13 protein-coding genes and 1 pseudogene are annotated in these 9815 nt (G+C 69.6%); 10 read left to right on the forward strand and 4 right to left on the reverse strand.

Annotated features, from left to right (window positions below; all coding sequences use genetic code 11):
* From ACIPW5_RS33630 to ACIPW5_RS33655, 6 genes are all read left to right on the forward strand, one after another.
* Positions 1-168, forward strand: a 168-nt coding sequence (locus ACIPW5_RS33630; protein WP_401253449.1) for a DUF3592 domain-containing protein, incomplete at its 5' end; no start/stop codon positions are given.
* Positions 169-360: 192 nt separating this feature from the next.
* Complete coding sequence (locus ACIPW5_RS33635) at positions 361-1233, forward strand: hypothetical protein (protein ID WP_401253267.1); 873 nt, start codon at positions 361-363, stop codon at positions 1231-1233.
* Between the two features lie 162 nt (positions 1234-1395).
* Positions 1396-1698, forward strand: coding sequence for a hypothetical protein (locus ACIPW5_RS33640; RefSeq protein ID WP_401253270.1), 303 nt, complete (start codon positions 1396-1398; stop codon positions 1696-1698).
* A gap of 131 nt (positions 1699-1829) precedes the next feature.
* Positions 1830-2294, forward strand: a complete 465-nt coding sequence (locus ACIPW5_RS33645) for a hypothetical protein (protein ID WP_401253273.1) — start codon at positions 1830-1832, stop codon at positions 2292-2294.
* A 36-nt stretch (positions 2295-2330) separates the two neighbouring features.
* Positions 2331-2513: a hypothetical protein gene (locus ACIPW5_RS33650; RefSeq protein ID WP_401253275.1), complete on the forward strand. Its 183-nt coding sequence runs from the start codon at positions 2331-2333 to the stop codon at positions 2511-2513.
* A gap of 568 nt (positions 2514-3081) precedes the next feature.
* Positions 3082-3513, forward strand: coding sequence for a hypothetical protein (locus ACIPW5_RS33655; RefSeq protein WP_401253278.1), 432 nt, complete (start codon positions 3082-3084; stop codon positions 3511-3513).
* Between the two features lie 49 nt (positions 3514-3562).
* Here ACIPW5_RS33655 and ACIPW5_RS33660 read toward each other — a convergent pair whose 3' ends face one another.
* A complete protein-coding gene (locus ACIPW5_RS33660) occupies positions 3563-3778 on the reverse strand; it encodes a DUF6207 family protein (RefSeq protein ID WP_401253280.1) in 216 nt (71 codons plus the stop codon).
* 273 nt (positions 3779-4051) lie between these two features.
* Between ACIPW5_RS33660 and ACIPW5_RS33665 the strand changes: the two genes are divergently transcribed.
* Complete coding sequence (locus ACIPW5_RS33665) at positions 4052-4273, forward strand: hypothetical protein (RefSeq protein ID WP_401253283.1); 222 nt, start codon at positions 4052-4054, stop codon at positions 4271-4273.
* Between the two features lie 179 nt (positions 4274-4452).
* On the opposite strand, the gene ACIPW5_RS33670 is transcribed toward ACIPW5_RS33665, so the two are convergent.
* Entirely contained in the window at positions 4453-5307 is an 855-nt protein-coding gene (locus tag ACIPW5_RS33670) for a hypothetical protein (protein ID WP_401253286.1), read from the reverse strand.
* A 490-nt stretch (positions 5308-5797) separates the two neighbouring features.
* Here ACIPW5_RS33670 and ACIPW5_RS33675 point away from each other — a divergent pair, with 490 nt between their 5' ends.
* Together ACIPW5_RS33675 and ACIPW5_RS33680 are read left to right on the forward strand one after the other, a co-directional pair.
* Complete coding sequence (locus tag ACIPW5_RS33675; RefSeq protein WP_401253289.1) at positions 5798-6658, forward strand: hypothetical protein; 861 nt, start codon at positions 5798-5800, stop codon at positions 6656-6658.
* A gap of 66 nt (positions 6659-6724) precedes the next feature.
* A pseudogene (locus ACIPW5_RS33680) lies at positions 6725-6943 on the forward strand (hypothetical protein); the annotation flags it as partial.
* Here ACIPW5_RS33680 and ACIPW5_RS33685 read toward each other — a convergent pair.
* Both ACIPW5_RS33685 and ACIPW5_RS33690 read right to left on the reverse strand, forming a co-directional pair.
* The gene (locus ACIPW5_RS33685) at positions 6907-7236 is read right to left on the reverse strand and encodes a hypothetical protein (protein ID WP_401249386.1); all 330 of its coding nucleotides are present in this window, start codon (positions 7234-7236) and stop codon (positions 6907-6909) included. The pseudogene ACIPW5_RS33680 and the gene ACIPW5_RS33685 sit on opposite strands and share 37 nt — an antisense overlap.
* A 344-nt stretch (positions 7237-7580) precedes the next feature.
* The gene (locus ACIPW5_RS33690) at positions 7581-8168 is read right to left on the reverse strand and encodes an SMI1/KNR4 family protein (protein ID WP_401253292.1); all 588 of its coding nucleotides are present in this window, start codon (positions 8166-8168) and stop codon (positions 7581-7583) included.
* Positions 8169-8985: 817 nt separating this feature from the next.
* Here ACIPW5_RS33690 and ACIPW5_RS33695 point away from each other — a divergent pair.
* A complete protein-coding gene (locus ACIPW5_RS33695) occupies positions 8986-9249 on the forward strand; it encodes a hypothetical protein (protein WP_401253294.1) in 264 nt (87 codons plus the stop codon).
* The last annotated feature ends 566 nt before the right edge of the window (positions 9250-9815 follow it).

A 9815-nucleotide genomic window follows, 5' to 3' on the forward strand; every position in this document is an offset into this window, starting at 1 on the left:
TTCGGCACCGGTAGGTCCGTCACCGTCCTGTACGACCCGGCCAACCCCCGCCGCTTCGAGATCCGAGGCTGGGATTCCAGGACGTTGTACGTGGTGTTCGCCGGCGTGGGGACCGCGCTCACAGCAGGCACGGTGTTGGCCCTCCTCGTCCTGGTGATCACACTTTGACCCGTCCGGAGCTCTTTGTGAGCCCACGGACTCTGTCCTCTGACAGTGAAGTTGGACCGATTGTCAGTGAAGTTGGATCAGGGAAGTTTTGATGGAGCACCGTAGTTCGCGGGTGGAGGAGCCTGGTTTGCGACTTCGGCCCCGCACTGCCAGGGCTGGGGCCAACCGATCCGCACCTGGTTGAATCAGCGGATGAGTGAGCCCTTTGTCGACCTGGGAGTCGTCACAACACCGTCCGGCGTGCTGGTCCTGGGGATGGCCAGCTGGATCGACCAGTGGCCCGAGCATGGCGACCCGCTGTCCGTGCGGGCAACGGCTGCGGCGGAGCAGGGCGGCGGCCATCTCCACGAGCCTGCGGACGGCCCGAGCCAGGAGTGGCTCTGCGAGGCGGTCGCGGTGCCGGCCGTGGCCGACCGGCCGTTGAAGGTCCGCGCTGAGACACGGGATTCGTATGACGGGCCGGTCATCGCGGTCCTGGAAGTCGACCTTGGCCTGCCCTGGCCGGGTGGTCCCGGCGGGGAGCCGGTCCATCTCGGTGACCTCCCGGTTGATCGGTGCGGCATGGTCCTTGGGGACGCCCGCGCCCTTGACTGGTTCGTCGGGCTGTCCGGCGAGTCGATCGACGGGCTAGCCGATGTCAGCTATTGGGGGAAGTACGAGGACGACGCCCACGCCTGTTTCGGTGGCGCCCCGATGTCCCAGGTCGACGGGCGCCGCGGCCCCTATGGGCGGCTCGATCTCCCCCTCCACGAGGCCCACGAGCTCGCCGACCAGCTTAGGGACTGGCTGTCGAAGGGACCTCGCACCGGCCTGGTGGTCTCCGTGGACGCGCACACCCACTTTCACCTGCTCGACAGGGCCGGCGAAACCCACCCCCTGCTCGCTGGGCAGATCGAGCTCGAGGGGTCCCGGATCCTGCGGCTGGGTTGGGACCCCGGCGACCACTCCACGCGCCACCGCGGCGAACGTGCCTGGGACCAGGTCTACGCCGTCACCCTGGAACAGGCCGGCACCACCACCCTGCTGCGCTGGACCATCCCCGCAGAAGCCGACGACCCCGAATAGGCAGCCAAGCCACACAACGCAGTCGGCCGCGCGGAGCAGCGGCGGGCGAACCACCGCACGGCACCGCCTCGCGAGGTATCGCGCTCCACTCTCGCAAAAAAACTGCCCCTGCACCGCCACGGCCTTGACCAGCAAGTTCTTAATGAGCGAGTCCTTGAGCGGGTGAGCGAGCAACTCTCCCGCCAGCGCACCTTGGCCGTGGTGGCGGCCGGACAGGTGGGTGGCCAGGCGGTGATGCTGATCCCGCACCGCGGGCCGGGCGTGGAGGAGGCCGTGCTCCCACCGGACTATCTGCGCATGCGACAGGCCGCCGGACCGGTCATGACGCGGCAGGTCGGCGAGATGCTGGGCGTGGACGTCAGCGTGAAGAGCAAGCTGGACCCGCTGCGCGGGAAGCTGGTCAGGCTCGTTGATCGTGGCTGGCTGTGGAAGCTACCCGACGGCCGGTTCACTGCACGGCTGTGACCTGAAACGCCACCGACAGGCGGCTGCGGCGTTCACGACCGGGTTCCGCTTAGGACTGGGCGGCCACACAGTCCAGCAAAAGGACTGAATCGCGGCTGGACTGGATTCAGTCCAGCTGCTAGATTCGATCCATGGACATCAGGACCGAACTCGACAACTTTCTCGGTGAGAAGCGTGCACTGGTCGATGCGATCGCGCGGGAGTTCCGCGCCGGCGCAGCGGCCAAGGAGATCGCCCGGATGGTCGCACCGGCCTTCAGCCGGGACCAGGTGACCCAGTACCTGTCTGCCGTCGCCCTGGCGGACAAGGCCCGAAAGGCGCTGGAGGAGGCCGGTCTCGCCTTCGCCGCCGACGTGTCGGTGAACGGGATCGACGCGCCGCGCGAGGCGCGGCTGATCCCCGCAGCGGATCCGGAGGAGACCCCCGACTACCCTTCGCTGCCCGCGCGGATCCGGGACGCGCTGCGCGACTTCCACATCACCCTGGGCCTGCTGCAGCCCGGCGAGCATGACGAGGACACCAGCGACGCGGAGATCGACGGCTTCTTCCTCGACGGCCAGCCCGTCCGCCTGATCAAACTGAAGCCGCGCACCTGACCCATCGACAGGAACAACTCCCCCGGGAAGGGCACGATGAGCCAGATCACCGCCACCGTGTACAGCCTCGCCTCCAAGTCCCTTGAGGACATCGAGCCCCTGAGGCAGATCACCCAGCGACGCGCCGAGGCCATCCTGGATGACAGTCGAAGGCAGTGGCCTGAGGTGTACCTCATTCAGCGGGCTGACGGCGGGCCTTGGCAGCCTGCCGGTTCCTGAGGCCTCGGACGCTGAGGCCGAAGCGGCTCTTTCGGAGGCGTAACCCAGATGCCCTCGGCGGCCGTTGGATTTGTGTGACGAAAGCCAACGAGCACGCCGAGGACACCTGCCTGCTTGTCTACCAGTGCCGTCTGCCGCTGTCCCCGCGCACGGGCTTGCCCACCTCGGCCGGGGTTCGTTGGGCAGGGCGGCATCGGTCACGGCCACTGCTGGCCTTCACGGGCAGGGCGCGCTGACCGATGACGCGTGACCGATGACCGGTCACCGCGCAGAGCGGAGTTGCATGGACCGGTCAGGGCGCTGACGTGCTGGTTGACCGATCGTGGGAGACGGGTCGGTCACGACCTGCTAGCCGACCGGCCACGGGTTCTGATGGGCAAGCCCTTGGCGCGGAGGGCTTGCCCAGGGTCCGGATCACGTGGCGGGACGGCTCCCGAAGTCGCGGCGTCACCCTCCGGGCCGCAGCTGCTCGGAGCCGGCCGACGCCTTCTCGTCGGTCGTACACCGGACCCATGAGACGAAATAGGCAGAACAACCCCGAGCCCGTGCCCAGCGCTGCGGGGGACATGTGGCACGCCCTCTCCGCCAGACCCACTGCGAACCCGTCGGGCGCCTCGCCCCCTTCGAGCGCCCCGACGCACTGCTCTCCCTCACCCGGCCCGGCGACATCGCCTTCACCGCGCGAGTGGAGCTGTCCGGCGGGGAGACGATGGGCCACGTCCACGACCTGCTCACCACAGTCACCCGCGGCATCACCTACGAACTGGGCGCCGCCGCGCCGGGCACCGCGCTGGAGATCCTGCTCGGCAAGCGCCACCGGCTCGCCCTCCACACCGACCACGTGGACGGCCTCACCCACCTCCTGCGCGACGCCGTCACCACCATCGAAGCGCACAGCACGCCCGGCGGGGACTGTGCTCCCACTGCCACGGCACCGGCCGTGCGCACCCCCTGTGGGCGCCGGCGACCGGGCACGCCTGAGCACCTGGGCAAGCCGTAGGCGACCCTGGGCAAGCCCTCCGCGAGGAGGGCTTGCCCAGGGCCTGTGGCTAGGAGGCTTCCCGCCCCGGGCGCAGGACGTCGGCGTAGACCCGGGCCCGGACACCGGGCTCGCCGGGATCCCGGCGCACCGGGCCGACGCCTGAGGTGGCCCGGCGCCCTTCCAGCGCGGCCATGACGGCGCGGACGGTGTCCTCGTCCCCGCCGGTGATGTCCAGGACCACCGGGCCGGGCTCCGCGATGTGCTGCTCGTCGATCGGTTTCATGAGCTCTGCGACGGTGCTGGGACCGGGCTGGTTCGCCGTCGGCCTAGGGGCCACCCGCACGCGGGACCCCGGCCGCGGGTGTCGCGCGGTCGGTTCTGTCGGGGTGCGGCCCCCGTCGCGGCCCTGGTGGCCAGGGCCGCACCCCGTACGTCCGAACGTACTCTGTGGCCGAGGCCAACGGTCTGGCATTTTCGCTGGCGGCCGCGCTCTGCGGCCTCACCCGTTCGCGCCTGGCCGGGTGACGGTGGGGTGCTGCGGGGACAGGCTGGGCGCATGGTCGCGAAGCTGATCGTCTACCCTATCGACGAGCAGGGCTGGCGCCGGGTGCGCTACGACGGGGTCGCCATCGCCATCGGGCTCGCGCACCGGCCGGCCGGCATCAGGGTCTTCCTCGCGGCCGCCGGGCTGGAGAACGCCGACGACGTGGACCTCACCGATCCTGACTTCGTGGAGTGGCGAGGCGCCGGCCCCGAGGCGTGGGAGCCCTCCCGCTGAGCCGCTTGTTCAGGGCCACCTGCCTACGGACCTTCGTGTCCTGGTCGCAGGATGTCGGCGTCGCGCGCGATCTGACTCTGTACTCCCCTCGAGAGCTGATGGCTGGGCAAGCCTGCCGGGGACCTGGGCAAGCCCGGTCGCACGACGGGCTTGCCCAGGGGTCGGGGGGCCGGCGGGGGTCAGCGGCGGTGGCGCCAGTGCTGGTGTGCCTTGAGGACCTCGTAGCTCCACGCGGTGTGCGGGCGGGTGCCGGACGGGGTTCTCCAGCCGAGCTGTTCGGCCACTGCCGGGAACCGGGGGTGCATCTGCCGGTCTCCGACGGTGACGAGCGCGGACAGGAGAGGTTCTCCCTTCCGCCTGTCTTCGTCGACCAGCCACAGGAGCACGCACTGGTCGTCGGCGTGCAGGCGGGGCAGGCTCGGCAGGCGCTTGTGGATCTGAGGCCAGGTGAGGGTGGAGCCGGCCCGGGCGGTCTGCTCCAGCAGCGGCCGCAACTCGGTCGCGATCTCCCAGAGCTGCCCGGCCTCCAGAAGCGCCGGCACTTCCCTGCGCGGCGGGCGCACCTTCACGACCGGCGCCACGACCGGCGTCCTGACCGGCGAGGGGGCCGGGGCTGACGGTATCGGCGCCGATACCGGGACGGGCGGCCGGGCCGGTGCGGAGGAACGCCGGGGTGCCGGAGCCGAAGACGGACTTCGGCGGGGAGACCGGGCGACGGGTTCACCGGTCCGCGCGGTGTCCGGCCGGACCCGGGGCGCCGCTACGACGGCTCGCGGCTGCGCCGGTGCGGGCTGCGGGGAAGCTGCGGCGGCCTGGCGGCGCTCTTCCTCCTGCCACCGGCGCGAGCCCAGGATCTCCTTGAGGTCCTTCAGCTGGGCCCGCTGCTCGCGGGTCTCGCTCGGCGGTGCTCCCGCGGCCTGCTGCCACGCCAGGGCGTACAGGTCGGCGGCGACCGCGACCGCGTACCGGTCGATGGCCCGCTTCAATTCGGTCAGCGTGTGATTCAGCGTGCGGCGGACCGTGGCGATCTCCATCGCGGTCCTGGGGGCGCGGCCTGTGGTCCGGCGACGGAAGTCCGTCTGCCACGCCGCACCACCGCTGAGCCGCACCCGGTTGTTCCCCAAACCCGTACTCCCCCCGAGCTGCACAACAGATTCCCAAACGGTCGGGCAGCCCGCCGCCCAGGCGCAAGAGACCGACCGGCCAAGCGCGCCGCACGGCCGACCTCCCATCGGATGGTCGCCGGAGGCTCGCCCAGCCCGGCCTGCCCGTACGCCAGACGAACCGCATGGGGTTGCACCGGAGGTTGCGTGCACAGGTGGCTGCAGGGGTGCACTAGGCGGGGGACCGAAGGTGTGACCGGGAGTGGGACCCCCCGAATCCGGTGATCTTGCGTCCGTGCAGGTCAGTGGCCGTGGGCAAGCCCCCTTCGGAAAACGACACCTCTTTGTCCGCGATAGCCGGACGAAGAGGTCTGTTCCGTGTCCCGGGGGCCGGCAGCGCCGCAGGGGTACATGTACCGGTATGGCTCGTGAACGGATCCGGTGGCCCCTCGTCGTGGACCGTGCCCGGGAGATCGTGGACGGGTACGCCCCGCTCAAGGTCACCTTGAGACAGGTCATGTACCGCTTGGCCGCCGAGGGCGTGCTGCCGCACACGCCGCCGATGTACCGCCGCCTGTCCGCCCGGCTGGCCCAGGCCCGGAGAGAGGACCGTTTCCCCGACCTGATCGACACCGTCCGCGAAGTCCATGTCCCGCCGGCGTGGCCGAGCGTGGACGCCTTCGTCGCCGAGATGCCCGGCTGGTTCCGCCTGGACCGCACCGCGGGCCAGGAGCACGCGCTGTACGTCGCCGCGGAGAAGGACACCCTGCGGCAGCAGCTGACCGGCTGGCTCGAGTTCGCGGGCATCCCCGTCCTCATCGTCCGCGGCTCCAGCTCCCAGCCCTACGCCGACATCGTCCGCGACCGCGTCGCCCACGAACACCGCCAAGCCCACCTTGCCGTGGCCGGCGACTTCGACTGCTCGGGCGAGGACATCGAACGCGACTGGGTAGAGCGCACGGGGTGCTGGAGCTCGGTGACCCGGGTGCTACTCACCTATGAGCAGGTCCGTGCGTACGGGCTCCCGGCGACCGAGGGCAAGCGCGACGACCCGAGGTGGCCGGCCTTCGCCCGCCGCTACGGCTTCGACATCAAGCACCCGGTCCAATGGGAAGTCGAAGCGCTGGAGCCGGACGAACTCCAGCGCCTGGTCCTGGCCGCCGTCGACCCCTACATCGACCGCAACGTCCTCGCCCGGCAGATCACCCGCGAGGAACAGCAACGCCGCGCCCTGGAGGAGTTCGTCGGTAGGTGGGGCACGGAGGGCGGTGGGCAGTCCTAGGCGTGCCTTGCGCGGGGGCGGCGCAGCGGGGGGACGGCCTGGAAGGTCAGCGGCTCCTGATGGTGCCGCGGGACCGAGCACGGTTCCGGGCTCGGCACTCGCCGCTGGGTCGTGGAGCGCGAGTTCGCCCACCTGCACTGGTTCCGCCGCCTGCGGATCCGTTGGGAGATCCGCGACGACATCCACGAAGCGTTCCTCAAGCTCGCCTGTCGCATCATCTGCTGGCGGCGCCTGACGAAGCTCGTGCCTCAGCCGTCGCTGTGCAAGCTGAAGCCGCGGTCCTGAATCACCGGGAACGTTTTCTCCGCAGCGGCAAGCCAGGCATCGATCTCGTCGTGGGAGGACCGGATGGCGCTGATCAGTTCCATGAGGGCGTCCAGCTTCTGCCTGCCGACGTTGAGGTGTAGCTCCTCAAGCGAAACTTCCTGGTACGGCATGCGCAGCTGCCACCAGAAGCGCATCAGGTAGCGACACTCCTGCGGCTCCCGGTCATCCGCGAGGCGACTGTGAACGACTGCTTGGACCCACTGCCGCTGGTCATCGTCGCGAAAGCCGTCTCTCAGGTCAGTCAATGTCACGGTCGGACAGTATCAACCGCGCTCATCGGCAGGCCCTATGAGGTCATTCCGTTAGGAGTTCTTAGGGGAGTGCGCGCCGGGGCTGCTCTTCGGTCGTGCTGGTGCTGGCCGTTGGTGGGTTGTCGTCGGCGATGAGGTGTGCCAGGAGTAGACTGGTGGCGCGCTGGCTGAGTGCCTGGGCGGCGGGGACCAAGCGGGCGTGGTCGCGGGCCGGCAGCGACAGGGCGATGCTGGAGGCCCTGCCGGGCAGACTGAGGGAGAACGCGACACAGACTGGGGAGGGTGTTCTGTGCAGACCCACTCAGCGTGTTCCTTGCCCACGGAGATTGCCGCGTGCGTCACGTTCAGTCGCTGACGTCCTTCTTGATCTGTACCAGTGCTTCGTCCCACACGTCGCCGCCATCCGCCCAGGTCCACAGCCATTGGCGCAGAGACGGTGCCGCGTAGCGCAGGCCGTCATGAGGGTTCTGGCCCCAGTCGGGTTCCCAGCCGTCGGCGTCCCAGAGAAGCACTGGGTTGTCGATCGCTATCAGGGAGACGTGCCACTCCGTGGTGCAGCCGCCACCGGTCAGGAAGAACCACGAGGCCGGTGGCCCCCATCCTGGCCGCTGGTCATGGAGGGCGGTTGCGCAGGGCCAGTCCTGGACGTGCCAGTGCGGGATGCTGCGCGGTATCAGTGATGCGAGGCCGCCATCCGGTCCGAATCCTCCGTCACCGATCTCGGTGTAGACGCGTCGAAGCAACTCGGGCAGCCGATACCCGAGCTTTTGTTCCGTCTGCTCGACTTCGGCGAACGTGACAGGCGGGAAGGGCTTGTCGGGGAGGCTTATGCCGCGAGGAGGGATCATACCTCCCGGGCCCCATGCGAGTGCGTGCAGCCTCTCCAGAAGCGCGTCGTCGTCCGCAGCGGTGCGGTGGGTGGCATTGATCACGAGCCGGAACTGTAGTGGGGAAGGGTTGCTGCTTCGGAAGCTCGGCGTCTCTTCGCGACTTCTTCGCGTAGGGCGTGCTCGAACGGCACTGCCCACGCCTCCACCAGCGGGCGCCGTAACGCCGACCCGTCCGGAGCGACGTACGCGACGTCGAACCCGGTCGCCAGCGGCCCCGCAGAGCCGCCAGGCAGGACCTCCAACGCACGGACCACGACTGCATAACCTCACGCATCGCTGCGAGGCAACTCTTCAACCCGCAAGATCCCCGCAGCACACAGCTTCAATCCGCAGCCTCTGCGGTCGCAGGACAGAGTCGGTTGGAGTGCGACCTGGGGGTGGCTGTCGCCCGTGGGGGCGAGCGCAGTATTCGCATGGCGCTGCCACCAGGCGCCGTAGTAGTCCTGCATCCCCTCCATCCACTGCTTGAACCGAGCCGTCTGGCAGCCGGGGCACCGCCGCGTGACACGTTCAGCGGTGGGGAAGTCGGACTGCACGGAGCGCTCTTGGAGGACGCCCAGGAGCAGCGGCGCGTCGCAGAGGGGGCAGGGCTATCCGTACCTGGTGATGGTCATACGGGGGAGAGGACACACCTCGTCTGCTCACCATCTCGGGCTGCTGTGACGGTCTACCTGGCGGAACACCTGCGGTACAGACTTGGTGATGGCTTCCCGTCCGGCGGGACAGACCTCAGATCACGCCTTCTCGCAGTTCGCAGGCGATATTCCATGGCCGAATGATTAGCGAGTCGAAGGTTGGCCTGGGTAGCGGGTGGCGCTATCTCTTCCGCGGCGTGATGGTTGGCGACGGCCGACGCTCCATGGACACACCGCTGGGGGCTGCCGCGCCGCCGACGGGCTGGCAGCCGATCTGGAAGCGGTCCCGGAAGCCGAAGTCCATCAAGGCGAAGAAGGCGGAGCCGGCCAAGCAGCGCAAGCGCCTCAAGGCTGCTGGTGTCCGACGGTTCTACGGCACCCAGTCGCGCCGGCCCCGGCCCTGGCAGAACCGCATCGGCAGCGCCGCCGCCCGCCGCGACGCCCGCGCCCTGTCCCGGATGCGGCACTCAAACGCCTGGCAGTGGTGACGACACCAGGACTCGTCCACTGAGCGGACCGCCCGATACCGAGCGGGTGGAGTGGATCGTGTGGACTCCACCCTGTGCACGCCACTCCACTCAGTGGACTCCGCAGAGTGGATTCCACCGTGGTGCGCAGCGGTTGCCGGTGGACTCCACTCTCAGGCGCGCTCCCGCACCGCACCGGGGGCGCACCACCGCACCCGGTGCGCCGCACCTGGACTCCGCCCAGCACGGCCACCCCTTGTCCAGGTTCAGCTCCACCCCTTGTCCAGGTTCGGCCGACCCCCTTGTCCAGGGTCCGCTCCACCCCTTGACCAGGTCCTCCACTGGCACGTTTCTCCTTGACACAGCGGGTAGTGGCCGCCGATCAGGGCCCGGTCAAGGGGGTGTGTGATAGGAGCCCCCGCCAACGCGAAGGCGCACCTGGTGCGGTGCACGGGGGTGCGCATCATGGCCCCGGTGCGGTGCGGTGCGGTGCGGTGCGGTGCGGTGCGGTGCGGTGCGGTGCGGTGCGGTGCGGTGCGGTGCGGTGCGGTGCGGTGCGGTGCGGTGCGGTGCGGTGCGGTGCGGTG

Source organism: Streptomyces sp. NPDC090077 (assembly GCF_044747545.1).
GTDB lineage: Bacteria > Actinomycetota > Actinomycetes > Streptomycetales > Streptomycetaceae > Streptomyces.